The sequence below is a fragment of the Chitinophaga sp. Hz27 genome, assembly GCF_042263525.1.
GTDB lineage: Bacteria > Bacteroidota > Bacteroidia > Chitinophagales > Chitinophagaceae > Chitinophaga.
The window spans coordinates 262,444-276,488 of the sequence record NZ_JBHKFJ010000002.1; the positions used below are offsets into that span (position 1 = coordinate 262,444).

The 14,045-nt window shown below is 44.0% G+C and carries 12 protein-coding genes; 6 read left to right on the forward strand and 6 right to left on the reverse strand.

The features are described 5' to 3' along the window. Positions 1–84 precede the first annotated feature (84 nt). A complete protein-coding gene (locus tag ACE38W_RS04945) occupies positions 85–657 on the reverse strand; it encodes a porin family protein (protein WP_375829175.1) in 573 nt (190 codons plus the stop codon). Between the two features lie 146 nt (positions 658–803). Next, on the reverse strand, positions 804–2,168 hold the full coding sequence (locus ACE38W_RS04950) for an OmpA family protein (protein WP_375829177.1): 1,365 nt from the start codon (positions 2,166–2,168) through the stop codon (positions 804–806). Between the two features lie 291 nt (positions 2,169–2,459). On the opposite strand from ACE38W_RS04950, the gene dnaK reads away from it, so the two are divergent. From dnaK to ACE38W_RS04965, 3 genes are all read left to right on the forward strand, one after another. Continuing rightward, positions 2,460–4,367, forward strand: coding sequence for a molecular chaperone DnaK (gene dnaK, locus ACE38W_RS04955; RefSeq protein ID WP_375829179.1), 1,908 nt, complete (start codon positions 2,460–2,462; stop codon positions 4,365–4,367). Positions 4,368–4,471: 104 nt separating this feature from the next. After that, positions 4,472–7,084: a 4-alpha-glucanotransferase gene (locus tag ACE38W_RS04960; protein WP_375829181.1), complete on the forward strand. Its 2,613-nt coding sequence runs from the start codon at positions 4,472–4,474 to the stop codon at positions 7,082–7,084. Positions 7,085–7,100: 16 nt separating this feature from the next. Continuing rightward, complete coding sequence (locus ACE38W_RS04965; protein ID WP_375829183.1) at positions 7,101–8,114, forward strand: dipeptide epimerase; 1,014 nt, start codon at positions 7,101–7,103, stop codon at positions 8,112–8,114. A 10-nt stretch (positions 8,115–8,124) separates the two neighbouring features. On the opposite strand, the gene ACE38W_RS04970 is transcribed toward ACE38W_RS04965, so the two are convergent. Genes ACE38W_RS04970 through ACE38W_RS04980 form a run of 3 tightly spaced genes read right to left on the reverse strand, consistent with a single transcriptional unit; the run spans position 8,125 to position 10,591 of the window. Then, the gene (locus ACE38W_RS04970; RefSeq protein WP_375829185.1) at positions 8,125–8,748 is read right to left on the reverse strand and encodes a hypothetical protein; all 624 of its coding nucleotides are present in this window, start codon (positions 8,746–8,748) and stop codon (positions 8,125–8,127) included. 48 nt (positions 8,749–8,796) lie between these two features. Further along, positions 8,797–9,069: a hypothetical protein gene (locus ACE38W_RS04975; protein WP_375829186.1), complete on the reverse strand. Its 273-nt coding sequence runs from the start codon at positions 9,067–9,069 to the stop codon at positions 8,797–8,799. Beyond that, entirely contained in the window at positions 9,056–10,591 is a 1,536-nt protein-coding gene (locus ACE38W_RS04980; RefSeq protein ID WP_375829188.1) for a C25 family cysteine peptidase, read from the reverse strand. The genes ACE38W_RS04975 and ACE38W_RS04980 overlap by 14 nt, the downstream gene beginning before the upstream one ends. Positions 10,592–10,733: 142 nt before the next feature. Here ACE38W_RS04980 and ACE38W_RS04985 point away from each other — a divergent pair, with 142 nt between their 5' ends. Continuing rightward, positions 10,734–11,966 carry a PmoA family protein gene (locus tag ACE38W_RS04985; RefSeq protein ID WP_375829189.1) on the forward strand — a complete coding sequence of 411 codons (1,233 nt, stop codon included), beginning with the start codon at positions 10,734–10,736 and terminating at the stop codon, positions 11,964–11,966. A gap of 92 nt (positions 11,967–12,058) precedes the next feature. Beyond that, positions 12,059–12,358, forward strand: coding sequence for a hypothetical protein (locus ACE38W_RS04990; RefSeq protein ID WP_375829190.1), 300 nt, complete (start codon positions 12,059–12,061; stop codon positions 12,356–12,358). A 165-nt stretch (positions 12,359–12,523) separates the two neighbouring features. Here the strand turns inward: ACE38W_RS04990 and ACE38W_RS04995 are convergent, their stop codons facing one another. Continuing rightward, entirely contained in the window at positions 12,524–12,709 is a 186-nt protein-coding gene (locus tag ACE38W_RS04995; protein WP_375829192.1) for a hypothetical protein, read from the reverse strand. A gap of 208 nt (positions 12,710–12,917) precedes the next feature. Here ACE38W_RS04995 and ACE38W_RS05000 point away from each other — a divergent pair, with 208 nt between their 5' ends. After that, positions 12,918–13,958: a DUF3137 domain-containing protein gene (locus ACE38W_RS05000; protein ID WP_375829194.1), complete on the forward strand. Its 1,041-nt coding sequence runs from the start codon at positions 12,918–12,920 to the stop codon at positions 13,956–13,958. Positions 13,959–14,045: the final 87 nt, after the last annotated feature.

Here is a 14,045-nt window from a genome sequence, read left to right on the forward strand (position 1 = left end):
TATGCCGGATATATGAAAAAATGTCTGGCAATAAAAAAGCATCTGCCATCAGCAGATGCTTTTTAAAATTTTCAAGCTTTTAGCTTAGAACTGATAGAACAGACCTACTTGTGCTACAGAGTTTTTGCTGTTAGTATCAACATTGTCGCCTTTGAATACGTCTGACAGACCGAATACGTATCTAGCGTTTACGCCGAAGTGGTCAGTGATTTTGAAGCCACAACCAATACCAGCGCCGAAGTCAGCACCTTTCATGAATTTTTTCAGATCTTCAGTTGCTTCGCCGCTGATTTTATCTTTAGCGCTTGCGAGGATGCTTACCTGAGGGCCAGCTTCAACGTAGAAGCTAGGAACGATATGGTATTGAACCATTACAGGAACGCTGATATAGCCAGTGTTGATAGTTTCGGTAACATCTTTATCGCTGAATTTAACACCTTGGCCTGAGTACAGTACCTCTGGTTGGATTGCCCATGATTTGTTGAGGCCAATGTTTACGAAACCTCCACCGTAGAAGGAAGCTTTGGTTTTAGCGGCTTCCATATCGGTGAGTTTTGCGAGGTTCAGACCAGCTTTAACGCCGAATTTAATGCTCTGTGCTTTAGCACCAAAAAATGTAGCTGCTACTAAAAAGCCGGACAGAATAACTTTTTTCATGATGTATTAGGATTTGAGGGATAATGGTTAACAATAACTGTGCCGTGAGGGGCAAAACGTATAGAAAAATTTTATACTGGATAAATATAGGAAGGACAGACGATTTCGTCTGTCCTTCCCCGTTATGATCAAATTATCTTGAAAAATTAGTAGATAGTAAATTCTACGCGTCTGTTTCTTTGGCGGCCTTCGGCGGTTTTATTGCTGGCGATAGGCTGGCTAGGGCCGTAGCCTACTGCTTCGATTTTATTAGGTAGTACGCCTTTGCTCACGAGGTATTGTTTTACAGCCTCGGCTCTTTCGCGGGAGAGTTCCATATTGCGTTTGAGGGAACCTACGTTATCCGTATGGCCTGCGAGTTTGAGGTTCAGGTTTTTACGTTTGAGCAGGTCAGCAACACGGTCCAGTGCAGCGTAAGAGTGAGGTTTGATGGTTGCTTTAGCGAAGTCAAATTCCAGGTTTTGGATGGCTTCTTTTACAATGCGATTATCCTCTTCCGTTATAACGATTTTTTCTTCGACTTTAGGAGGTTCAGGTAATGGGCATCCAGAGCCGTCTACTTTAGTGCCTGCAGGGGTGCCTGGGCATTTATCGAAGTAATCGGACACACCGTCATTATCTGAATCTTTTGTCAGTTTATCCATTTCGGCCGTCAACCTGGCATTTGTGGCTGCGGAAGCATCGAGTTGGGTGCGGAGAGCTGTTTTCTGGGCTTGCAGTTCATCATACATCTGTTTGGCAGGGTTATGGAACTGCAGTTGTGGTTTGCCTTTGCGACCGAGGGCGAATTCAATACCTACGTGGCCATAGGAGAACTTATCTTTATTAGGGCCGTAGGCAAAGCCATCGAGGTTATCGCCATCTGTATAATACATCGTATAGCCGAGATCGAGATTAATAAGATCAGAGAGATTGAATTTGATCCCTGCGCCAACTGGTATTACGAGTTCGCTGATAGTACCACTTGGTTTATAATCGAAGGTGGTGCCGTTATTCAATGTCAGTTTAGGATTATAACCTGCCAAACCACCACCCACAGAGGCATACAGCGTTGCGATGTTTTTGCGCGTCAGCCAGTTGACAGTGGTGATGTTGAAAACGGCATTGAGGGTACCCGTGTACTTTAGCCTGGTAGTAAATTTCTCATATGGTCTGTTAGGTGGTTGACCGTTACCGAGATTTTTACTGTTGTCAGCTTTTAGCTGACCGCCAAGATAATCGAGGCGTAGACCAAAGAAATGAAAGATTTGGTACTGAACATAGGCGCCATAACCAAAGTCGGCTTTCCATTTTGTAAAGTCGTTACTACCGCCGGTGGCGACAACTGGGGCTAGGAGGCCTCCATTAACGCCGATATACCATTTTTTGTAGTCTTTCATGCCCTGGAACAGTGGGGCTGCGGGTTGTGGAGTTGTGAACGTAGTCGTGGATGCTTCATCCTGCGCTTTCGTCACTTTTGGCAGGAATGCCAGCAAAACAATGGCAATTTGCCACAGCATGGATTTTTTCATGGGAATGTGCATTAAGTAATTGCTAAAAAAACCTTACTGGTTGGGGATAATAGTAACGTGAGTGCGGGCAGAGGTTATGAACAATCGGGCCGATGTAATTGTCTAATAATGATATAATTCTGTGCAATGGCCTGTCCGGTAAAAATAATGATAATTCATTTAAATAGTTATTTCACAACTAATAAAAATATAAAACTGACATAATTTCATATTCTTTCCGCTTGGCATAATCATTGACAAACAGGCATTACACACGCATTTAACTTACAACTAAAGGAGAATCTTAATACTATGGGAAAAATAATAGGCATTGACTTAGGTACTACCAACTCATGCGTTGCCGTTATGGAAGGTAACGAACCGGTAGTAATTGCCAATGATGAGGGAAGAAGAACGACCCCTTCAGTAGTGGCATTTTTGAAAAATGGAGAAAGGAAAGTGGGTGATCCTGCAAAGCGCCAGGCTATTACCAATCCTGTAAACACCATTATGTCAGTAAAACGTTTCATGGGTCGTCATTTCGACGAAGTATCGAACGAACTGACACATGTGAGCTATAAAGTAGTAAGAGGGGATAATAATACCACCCGTATAGATATCGATGGCAGATTATATACACCGCAGGAAATTTCTGCGATGATTCTGCAAAAAATGAAAAAAACAGCAGAAGATTATCTGGGTCAGGAAGTAACTGAAGCTGTAATCACTGTTCCTGCATACTTCAATGACGCGCAGCGTCAGGCAACAAAAGAAGCAGGTGAAATCGCCGGCCTCACTGTTCGCCGTATTATCAATGAGCCTACAGCTGCGGCACTGGCTTATGGTTTGGATAAAAAACATCAGGATAGCAAAATCGCGGTATTTGACCTTGGTGGTGGTACCTTCGATATCTCCGTTCTGGAACTCGGTGACGGTGTATTTGAAGTAAAATCTACCAACGGTGATACTCACCTCGGTGGTGATGACTTTGATAAAGTTATCATGGACTGGCTGGCTGACGAATTCAAAAAAGACGAAGGCGTTGATCTGCACAAAGATCCAATGAGCTGGCAACGTCTGAAAGAAGCTGCTGAGAAAGCAAAAATCGAGCTGTCTTCTTCTTCTGAAACTGAAATTACACTGCCATATATCACTGCAGTAGATGGTGTTCCTAAACACTTATCTAAAAAACTGACCCGTGCTAAATTTGAAGCACTGAGCGACAGCCTGGTGGAAAGAACACTGGAGCCTTGCCGTAAAGCGCTGAAAGATGCTGGTCTGAATACTTCCGAAATTGACGAAGTTATCTTGGTTGGTGGTTCTACCCGTATTCCTAAAATCCAGGAAGTGGTAGAGAAATTCTTCGGTAAAAAACCTAACCGTGGTGTAAACCCAGATGAGGTAGTTGCCGTAGGTGCTGCAATCCAGGGTGGTGTATTGACAGGTGAAGTAAAAGACGTACTGTTACTGGACGTTACTCCACTGTCTCTCGGTATCGAAACAATGGGTGGTGTATTCACCAAACTGATCGAGTCCAACACTACTATCCCTACCAAAAAATCTGAGAAATTCTCTACTGCCGCTGACAACCAGCCGAGCGTAGAAATTCACGTACTGCAAGGTGAAAGACCAATGGCGAACCAGAACAGAACACTGGGCCGTTTCATCCTGGATTCTATTCCTCCTGCTCCACGTGGCGTTCCTCAGATCGAAGTTATCTTCGATATCGATGCGAATGGTATCCTGCACGTAACTGCGAAAGATCAAGGTACTGGTAAAACCCAGAACATCAAGATCGAAGCAGGTAGCGGTCTGAATAAAGACGAGATCGAAAAAATGAAAGCGGAAGCGAAAGCTAACGAGGCTACCGATAAAGAAGCTCGTGAAAAAATCGAGAAGCTGAACAAAGCTGACAGCATGATATTCCAGACAGAAAAACAACTGAAAGAATATGGTGATAAACTGTCTGCTGATAAAAAATCAGTTATCGAAGGTGCACTGGCTAAACTGAAAGAAGCACACAAATCCCAGGAAATTGCAGCAGTAGATACAGCAAGTGCTGAACTGGATGCTGCCTGGACAGCTGCTTCTGAAGAACTGTACAAAGCTACTCAGGGTCAGCCTGAAGGCGGTGCAGAAGCGAACGGCGGTGGTCAGCAACAGAGCCAGAGCAATGCTGGTGATGGCGTAACTGACGCTGAATTCGAAGAAGTGAAGTAAGTACATAAATATAAACATAAGCACAAAGGCATCTGGTTATTTTAACCGGATGCCTTTTGCTTTTAGCTTATTTCCTTATTTTGTAGCGGCTTAGCAGGGAACGCATGTATTACAGACTAAGGTTTTATCTACACTATCATACCTATTTCGGGCAGAACATTTATCTGCTTGGAAATATTCCCGTTCTGGGAAATAATAATCCGCAAAATGCCCTGCAATTGCATTGGCTATCCAATGGTTGGTGGTATGCGGATGTTCATTTGCATCTCGATGATCCTGTTACTTTTCAATATTATTACCTGATCAGGGAGCTGGAAGAAACGACAATTGAAGGCGGTATACGCCAGGTAACCATACAGGCAGCATCACCATACGATCAGCTTTTTGTAGATACTTGGAATGAAGCTGCTGCACTGGAAAACAACTGGTCTGCAGCACCTTTTACCCGTGTGTTTTTTCCGCATTCGTCGGTGAAAATTCCTGGGCAACTGAGTGCTACACATGTGTTTAAAGTAAAAGCGCCGTTATTGGAACCACAGCATACCGTATGTATACTTGGAAGCTGTGATGTCCTGGGTAACTGGAACCCACAGCATCCTGTAATAATGCAGTATGCCGCTGATGGGTGGTTTACAGCTGCTATGGACCTGCACGATGTACCTGTGCCCATCCGGTATAAATATGGTATTTATGATCGGGAGCGTCGTCAGTTTCTTGAATATGAACAGGGAGAGAATCGTCAGTTGTTGAATGAAGCGCAGCCAGGAATGCAGGTGACCATGCATGATGGATTTGTGCGACGTCACTATCAACATTGGAAAGGTACCGGCGTTGCTGTGCCGGTATTCAGTTTGCGTAGTAAAAAAGGATTTGGTACCGGCGAGTTTGCTGATATGCCATTACTTGCCGACTGGGCGCTTGAGCGAAACATTAAGCTGATACAACTATTACCCATCAACGATACGATCAGCAGCTATACATGGAAAGATTCCTATCCTTATGCTGCGATCTCTTCTTTTGCGCTTCATCCTTTATATATTCATTTACCTGCTGTAGGTATACTACCTGATAGACATCCTTTGCAGCAGGAAATGGAAAGCTTACGTACTCGCCTAAACGAAAAATCTTCAGTGGATTATGAAGCTATCATGGATTTCAAGATGAAATACATGCAGGCGCTGTATATACAGCAGCAGGACGATTTGCTGTCTGCGGGCTACTGGCAATGGTTTACGGTTAATGAGCATTGGTTGTTGCCATACGCAGTATTCAGTTACTTGCGGGATGTACATCAAACTGCGGATTATACAAGCTGGGATAAACTACAGACTTATGAAGCAAGAGCCGCAAAAGTATTAATGGCAAGCGACGCGCAGGTGGCTACAGGTATTCGCTTTTACTTCTTTGTACAATACCATCTGCATCTGCAATTACAATCTGCCATAACAGTTATTCGCAAAAAGGGCATTGCTTTAAAAGGAGATATTCCTATTGGCGTGAGCCGATATAGTGTGGATACCTGGATGTATCCTGATTTGTTTAATACGGAGATGCAGGCAGGTGCGCCACCGGATGCTTTTACTTCGGAAGGGCAGAACTGGGGATTTCCGGTTTATAACTGGGCTGCGATGGAAGCGGATGGATTTGAGTGGTGGCGTCAGCGGTTGCAGCACATGTCAGTATATTTCGATGCGTTTCGTATTGATCATATACTTGGTTTTTTCCGGATATGGCAAATCCCGCGTGAATCTGTGCAAGGGCTGATGGGATATTTTCATCCAGCCGTTCCCGTTAGTAGGGAAGAATTGATTTTCCTGGACATTGATTTTAATGAAGATCGTTTTTGTAAACCCTATATCACAGCAGCGATGCTGGAAGAGATCTTTGGTAATTATGCCAGCGTAGTCAAGGAAACTTATCTGATTTCTTTACCGCATGGCAAGTATGCTTTACGGCCAGATTTCGATACGCAGCGAAAAGTGGAAGGGCAGGCGTTGCCAAAGGGATTGAAAACAGCATTACATCATTTGCTGACAGAGATCTTGTTTATCAAAGTAGAGCGACATGGTACAACTGTGTACCATCCAAGGTTTGATCTGATGTCTACCACTTCTTTCCAGGCGTTGCCTGTTGCAGCACAAGAAAAATTACGTCAGCTCTATCATCATTATTTCTATGTAAGACAAGAACATCGGTGGAGAAAAGAAGGCTTGCGTAAACTGCCTTATATCTGCAAAGCTACAGACATGTTGATCTGTGGGGAAGATCTGGGAATGGTGCCAGCCTGTGTGCCAGTGGTGATGCGGCAACTGGGAATATTGAGTCTTGAAATACAACATATGCCCAAAGTAGCAGGTAGCGTTTTTCAGTCTGTTGCTGATATCCCTTATCTGTCTGTTGTAACACCTTCTACGCATGATATGCCAACGTTGCGTGGTTGGTGGAAGGATCAGCCTGCGTTGACAGCGCAGTATTGGAAAGACGTGCTTGGTGAGAAAGGGCCAGTGCCGGCGGAATGTACAGCGGATGTTCTCAAAAAGATAGTGAAGCTCCACTTGCTATCTCCGGCGATGTGGCGTATATTTCAATTACAGGAACTGCTGGCATTGGAATCTTATCCTGTGCCTGTCAATCCTCGTGAAGAAAGAATCAATGATCCGGCAGTGGGTTCATATTACTGGCGTTACAGAATAAGCATCAACCTGGAAGATATTTAAAACGAAACAGCAACAGATGGAATTGCACCTATATCCGTATGAGCTGAAATTCAGACATACCTTTACCATTTCTCGTAAATCGAAAGACGTACAACCTTCACTGGTAGTAGAATTGAAGCATGAAGGCCTGAGTGGTCTTGGAGAGACTGTCGACAATTCTTATTACAATATGACCGTTCCGCTGTTGATGGAGGCTATCAATGAGCATCGTGATTTTATCGCGCATTATCCATTTACCACACCTGAAAAATTCTGGGAAGATCTTTATCCGAAATTCAGTGATAATATGTTTGCATTATGTGCATTGGACCTGGCTGCGTGGGATTTGTATGGCAAACAAAAAGGGCAGCCTTTGTATAAACTCTGGGGGCTGGATATCTCTCATAATCCTATGACTGACTATACTATTGGAATTGATACGATAGAGAATATGGTGCAGAAGTTAAAGGATTTTCCATGGCCGATTTATAAAATTAAGTTAGGTACCAAGGAAGATATTGCCATTATAAAAGCATTGAGACAGCATACAGATGCGGTTTTCAGGGTAGATGCCAATTGTGCCTGGGGAGTAGAGGAGACGATCAGTAATGCGATTGAATTAAAAGCATTGGGTGTTGAGTTTATAGAACAACCGATGGCAGCTGCTGACAGGGATGGTATGAAAATGGTGTATGAAAATTCCGTGTTGCCATTAATAGCAGATGAAAGCTGTATCCTGGAATCAGATGTAGCTCGTTGTCATGGTTATTTTCATGGTATCAATATTAAGTTGGTAAAATGTGGCGGTATCACTCCTGCCCGCCGTATGATTGCAGCGGCAAGAGCGCTGGGCATGAAAGTGATGACAGGCAGTATGAATGAAAGTACGGTGGGATCATCTGCGGTAGCGCATTTGTTACCATATCTCGATTATGTGGATATGGATGGTCCATTGCTGTTAGCAGATGATACCGCTACGGGCATCACTATGGAACATGGCCGAATCCATTATGCAGACCGGCCAGGTACGGGTGCTTTGCTCAAACGATAATTAACAGCTATTATATAACAGGTGGGTTAAATCCCGGCCAGAGAATTTCCTGGTAGTTGCCTAATGCTTTTTTAACGGCACGGGCAACTTCCGGGATTTTTAGTCTTGGCGTATCTCTACTGACGATGATCCTGTCGGCGTATGCGGTGGCTAATGATTTATCTTCCATGATGGTGTTGATGGGAGTGGTATCACTGACAGGCATACCGGTAGAGGAGAACGGCCACTGTGCAGCTACCAGGCGCAGGTGTGCCTGTAAAGACGCTGCGATGGCTGATTTAGCAGCAAGGCTGTAAATATCCTGAAGATAACGCAGACAGAGATCTGCGCTATAGATAACATCCGGTGATTTTGTACCGTTGAAATCGGTGAGCAATGCGGGAATATCGGTAGCATTCAGCTGAGGAAGGCGCACGAGTTGCATTGTTCTGTAGATAAAGATGGCGCCCCATAGCGCAGCTTCCTGGTTAAAGACGGGGGCTTTACCAGGCATGTCTGGAATATCCTGCAGATATAAAGTTGTCAGCATCTGAATGGCATCCTGTTTGTCTTTGTCATCAAACGGGGCTATGGTAGTGCTAACATTGGGATTTCCTTCGCGTGTCAGGGATTGTATAAATTCCGCTAGATTCATAGGTTTCAATAGTCTTCACTATTCACCTGTAAAATAGCAAAAAGATGATTAAATACTGTCATTGATTTCGTGCCAGCTGCTGACAAGAAAAACATAATCGACGATGGTGCCGGTGGCGGAAATTTGTTTGCCAGCCATTGGCATGAGTGGGTTGTCTGTAAAAGGGTTTCCGTCGGAGGGGCGAATAAGGTATTCGCCCTGGTCGGAGACGAGGTAGACGCCCAGGTGTTCACTTTTGCTATGCAGCCCGAAAGTTTTCAGGGCGAGGCGGCCCCGCATTGTAATAGGGGCGTTCTTATCGGTTTTGTTATCTGCTGACATATTCGCGATATCCTAGGATTTGATTATTTTTTTCTTTTACCACCAAAACTTTGAGTTTGGGAGCATGACCATCCACATTTGCTGCTTCCGAAAATACATGAAATTTTACAGACGGTGTATCTACCGCAGCATGTTTATGTCTGTTGATAAATAACTTTCTGTGTGTATTTGTTTGAAAGTTCCTGTTGTTCAGCAGGGAATCCATTGATTTTTGCAGTTGATCATTTGTATCTGCGGGATGGTCTGCTGGTTCAGGAGAGGCGATGAAGGTATCCAGCATCTTGCCTCTGGCTTCCATGTTATCTCTTCTGTTCTGGACAGAGTTGACGAAAGATTGGTTATCATCCATGGAAGGGTCTTTTTCATTAATAACAGGTTGCATGGAAGGATCACCCATGAGATTGAACTGTGCGGCGGTTTTCAGTTCATAGGGATCTAACGTTGGTCCCATTTCATGGAGAAATTTCTGTCGGGCTTCTAGTAGGGCTCGGCCGGTGCTGGCTCCGTTGAGCACGTTGATCATGAAGAACTGCGTCAGCAGATCGGCGAGGCCTTGTCCGGTAGCAGGGCCGTATGCGATATTGGAGCTTCCGAGGAATGCGATGGCGTGGTTAGCCAGGTAGCTATTGGCCATGCCTGGCGTCATGAAAACATTTTTTGATGGATCGATTAGCTGGGCGCCGTAGCAGCATTCGGCTGCAACGATCGTTCCTTTGATGATCTTACCTTTAATAGTTTCAGGCTTCAGGGCAGGTGGGAATTCTGTTTTCCGCTGGCCATAGTACCTGGGATTATTGATGGCGCCGTGAAGGTTGATGAAATGCATTTTAGGCATGAGTTGTTCATCTGTCCAGGCGGCATCTGGGTCGGCTTGTTCGCTGGGAATAAGCGTCAGGGCGGCGTTGTTACCGAATATATTGAGTAGCGACTTCTGTGTGGAATCCTGCCAGTCGAAGCTGCTGAGTGAAAAATAATTATTGTATTGACTGCGGTCCTGCGGCGTGTAATCCAGGATATCCTGAATTAGCGACAGCAGATAAGTGGGATCAGTTTTGGCTGGGATATCCGGGAGCCTGCCTACCACACGTGATGGAGAGATAAAGGTTCCTGGATTTTTATCATAGGCAGCATCACACGCATAAGGCAGATCGCTGGGAATAAATGCATCAGGATCGGTGTCGCCGGAGACGAGGTTTTTCAGCCGTTGAAAAGGGATGATATCCTGTGCGCCAATGAGCATGATATATCCTGGTGTATAAAAAGCATAGAGTTGGTCGATGGCTTTTTTTACCTGGGTTTCATCCGTAGGGTCAGTGACTGCAGTGGCGTTGGCAGTGGTCATTTGGGTACTATCGTCGAGGAAAATGATTTTTGTATCCAGGTGCCTGGTTACATCGGACTGTACGATTTTTTGGAGGCCATCAAGAATAGTTTGGTGCTGATCGCCGTATTTGGAGATCAGTGCGTTCCTGTTGGTGATGATAAGTTTAGTAGACTGCATGGCGATAACAGGGGTGGGCATTATTAAGCGAGTTAATTCTTCAAAAATACAGTATTAAAAATAACCTGCATACATTTCTTGGTATCTACATAATAATATTGTGCGGTGCAGACTTCTTGCAATAAGAAAAACAAAGAATTATTTTGGTCAGATAAACTACGATATGAAAAAACTGATACTTCTTATGTTAGTAGGCATTGTGGGAAATGTATCTGCACAGGAGTGGAAGGTTAAGGTGGCTGCAGGAAAATATGACCGGCATAATACTATGGTTAGCGTGGACAGGCCAGCAGCTATGGGAGAACGCGTTGTATGGCATCTTACTATACCGGGGCAGGCAGGCGAAATACAGGTTCAGGATGAGGGTAAGCGTTTGTATTGGCAATTACCTGATCATCTGCCTAAAAATACCGAGCAGCAATATTTGTTGAAGGCAGCGCCTTTGTTATCTACAAAAAGAGTTAGTACTACGATGAATGTTATTCAGTCGGATACGGCGTTGTTGATAACAGATCATAAGAGGCCGTTGTTGCAATATTATACCGCCGTGGCGGAGCCGCCGACGGGCACTGATACGGTATACAGGAAGAGTGGATTTATTCATCCATTATGGGCGCCGAATGGGGCGGTGCTTACCAATATCTTTCCCAATGCAGGTCATCGGCATCATATGGGTATTTGGAATCCTTGGACCCATACGATGTTTGAGGGGAAGGAAACCGATTTCTGGAATGTACAGAAAAAGGAGGGGAAGGTATTTTATGCAGGATTGGAGCGAAGTTATTCAGGTGCTTTGATGGCTGGATTTACGGTGATGCAGGACCATATTGCGTTTCCTGCACCGGGTGTGTCTAAACTGGCTATAAAAGAGCGGTTGGCTATTCGGGCTTATGTATCTACCGATAATAATAGTAAACAGATTTGGGATATGGAGTCTGAGTTGCGGGCTATGTCGGACAGTGGGATTACTATGTTGCAATACAGGTATGGTGGTGGATTGGGATTAAGGACTACGCCCTATTTTACGGATAAGACGAGTCGGGTGTTGACTTCTGAGGGGAAGACGCGTAGGGATGCGGATAGTACACGGGCTCGATGGGTGATGGTAACGGGGAATACGCCTGTTGGCATGGCAGGACTCCTGATTATGAATGGTCCGGAGAATTATGATAGTCCTGAGTCTTTGCGGGTATGGCCTGAGGGGAATGCGGAGGGAGGGGAGTTAATGTTAAATTTTTCACCAACGAAAAATAAGGCCTGGCAATTGTTGCACGGTCACGCATATACGTTGAAATACCGGATAATGGTTTACAGCGGGGAGTTGACAGCATCGGAGGCAGAGGCGGCGTGGGTAGATTATGTATATCCGCCATTGGTAAGTACTGTAAGGCAGTGAACGAACCGTGAATTATTTTGTTAATTTTAGTGATAAGCCTGGATGTTGATTGAGGAGGAGTTTTGTCCTGTATCGTTGTTTAACCAATCCGTATGAATAATTACCAAGACCCTGAGCAAGAGAAGCCTGATACGCCTGCGGAGGATGATCCGTCATGGGGAGGGGTTATAGCCGGGCTCATGCTAGCAACGGCAGGAATAGCGTTAATATATAACCGTTACCAGCAGTTTCATGATCCGGGAAATGATCCGGTGAGTTTGACGAGAATAGAGATTTTCATTTACAAAGTTGGTGGGGGAAGTGAGTGGATATTACTGGGGTTATATGCTTTGATTGCCCTGGTAGGCTTATATCTGACAATAAGTAACATCATCCGGCTTAGAATGAAATAGTTTACAAAAAATTGAGGCCGGATGCAGCAAATTAATCAATATGCGTAACATCCATGATTTGAGATTAATCCTATTTGACATGCATCAGCGGGATATAAAAAGGATCCTGATCAGCATTTTCATAATAGAAGGACTGGCAATATTGGCGATAGTAGGTGTAATAATTTACGCTTTTTTTGTTGTGGATATTACCTCGCTATGGCTGCTGGCAGGGATGGCGTTATTGCTGATTGTGCCTTCCAGTCCATTGATTGTGGAGTTGTATACCACTACCCGGCGGCCTTCGCAGCTGATGCGGTTTTTGGAGGAGGTAAAAGGGGGGGCTGAAATACTGAGGATAAGGGTAAACAATGGGAATTTTTTTTCAGGGCTGTTAAAAAAGATATCTGGCCGGCTATTTTCTGTCGTATATGTAGAGGTGACTTTATTAAGCAGTGATCGATCTTATATTTTGCCTCTTGAGGAGGAGCATATACAGCCTTTAATTACATTACTGAGTAATAGAAAAAGTCTGACTGAAAGATTTACCGGAATTGGCTGGTCATCTAACTAAATAGCGATGCAGTTTAACGATAAATATTTTGAACCAATATACCAGCGTCTGCTCCCTGATTTAAAGGAGTTGGAGCGTCAGCGGCAAATGTTGCAGGGCCGCAGGAAATGGTTATGGCCGGCGGGTATTATTCTCTTGGCCTTATTTGTCGTGTTTGTGATAATTCCATTGCATTTGGAAGAAACGAATGTACCGGATTATCAGCAGCGTGTAGGATACCTGATCATAGGTTTACTATTGGCACTAGGAGGAGGGATGCTGATCCGAAATTTATTGTTGCGTCAGTTTGTATTAATTCCATTGTCTAAATTTCATGAAGATTTTAAGGAGAAAATTGTGCGGCCGTTGTTGAGATATATCAATGCTTCTTTTGATTATCTGCCGGAGACGCATATCTCTTATGAACAGTTTATACAAAGTGGATTGTTTGCGAGGAGAGAGTATGAATTAGATGGGAATGACCTGGTAACGGGTAAGATGGGGCATCTTAGTTTTCTGGTTTGTGATTTAATGGTTACTTGGTTTCCGCAATGGATTTCGAAGAAGCAGCCGGGTGATGTAGTATTTTATGGTAGTTTTTTTATTATGGAGTCGCCCAGGTTTTTTAGTAATCCGATATATGTAGTTTCCAGGTCAGAAAATGAGGGGCGGGTATTTTCCGGTGGTTCATCTGATATGGGTTTTATTGAAACGTGGAATTTGGGTAGTCCGGTGATAGTAAGTGAGAAGTCTTTCAATGAGCATTTTGAGGTATATGCAAGAGATATGGTGGAGGCGAGACAGTTAATGAACAACAGGTTGCTGAATAGGATTGCGGCGTTGAAGCGAGATTCTCAGACCAGTCTTTATATTGCATTTCACACCAATAAATTATATGTGGGTATAAATAATTTGCAGGATGCTTTTGAGTTTAGTTATGATTACCCGATAGATAATAAGCAATTGTTAGGAGCTTATTTTTATAATTTTATCACGCAGCTGGAGTTGTTGCAGGAGTTGAGGGAGAGTATAAGTATCTGGACGCCGAATGTTTTTTCACGTTCATAAATTATTCTTTTTGTTCGGTGAATTTTGAATTGAATACTGCAGTATATTCACATCATTATTATTTGTTTGTTAATCACCAACCAACTT

What these genes read in the sequence shown, in the direction of transcription:
- ACE38W_RS04945 (WP_375829175.1), bottom strand. Translation starts at nt 657, where the DNA reads ATGAAAAAAGTTATTCTGTCCGGCTTTTTAGTAGCAGCTACATTTTTT.
- ACE38W_RS04950 (WP_375829177.1), bottom strand. Translation starts at nt 2,168, where the DNA reads ATGAAAAAATCCATGCTGTGGCAAATTGCCATTGTTTTGCTGGCATTC.
- dnaK (WP_375829179.1), top strand. Translation starts at nt 2,460, where the DNA reads ATGGGAAAAATAATAGGCATTGACTTAGGTACTACCAACTCATGCGTT.
- ACE38W_RS04960 (WP_375829181.1), top strand. Translation starts at nt 4,472, where the DNA reads ATGTATTACAGACTAAGGTTTTATCTACACTATCATACCTATTTCGGG.
- ACE38W_RS04965 (WP_375829183.1), top strand. Translation starts at nt 7,101, where the DNA reads ATGGAATTGCACCTATATCCGTATGAGCTGAAATTCAGACATACCTTT.
- ACE38W_RS04970 (WP_375829185.1), bottom strand. Translation starts at nt 8,748, where the DNA reads ATGAATCTAGCGGAATTTATACAATCCCTGACACGCGAAGGAAATCCC.
- ACE38W_RS04975 (WP_375829186.1), bottom strand. Translation starts at nt 9,069, where the DNA reads ATGTCAGCAGATAACAAAACCGATAAGAACGCCCCTATTACAATGCGG.
- ACE38W_RS04980 (WP_375829188.1), bottom strand. Translation starts at nt 10,591, where the DNA reads ATGCCCACCCCTGTTATCGCCATGCAGTCTACTAAACTTATCATCACC.
- ACE38W_RS04985 (WP_375829189.1), top strand. Translation starts at nt 10,734, where the DNA reads ATGAAAAAACTGATACTTCTTATGTTAGTAGGCATTGTGGGAAATGTA.
- ACE38W_RS04990 (WP_375829190.1), top strand. Translation starts at nt 12,059, where the DNA reads ATGAATAATTACCAAGACCCTGAGCAAGAGAAGCCTGATACGCCTGCG.
- ACE38W_RS05000 (WP_375829194.1), top strand. Translation starts at nt 12,918, where the DNA reads ATGCAGTTTAACGATAAATATTTTGAACCAATATACCAGCGTCTGCTC.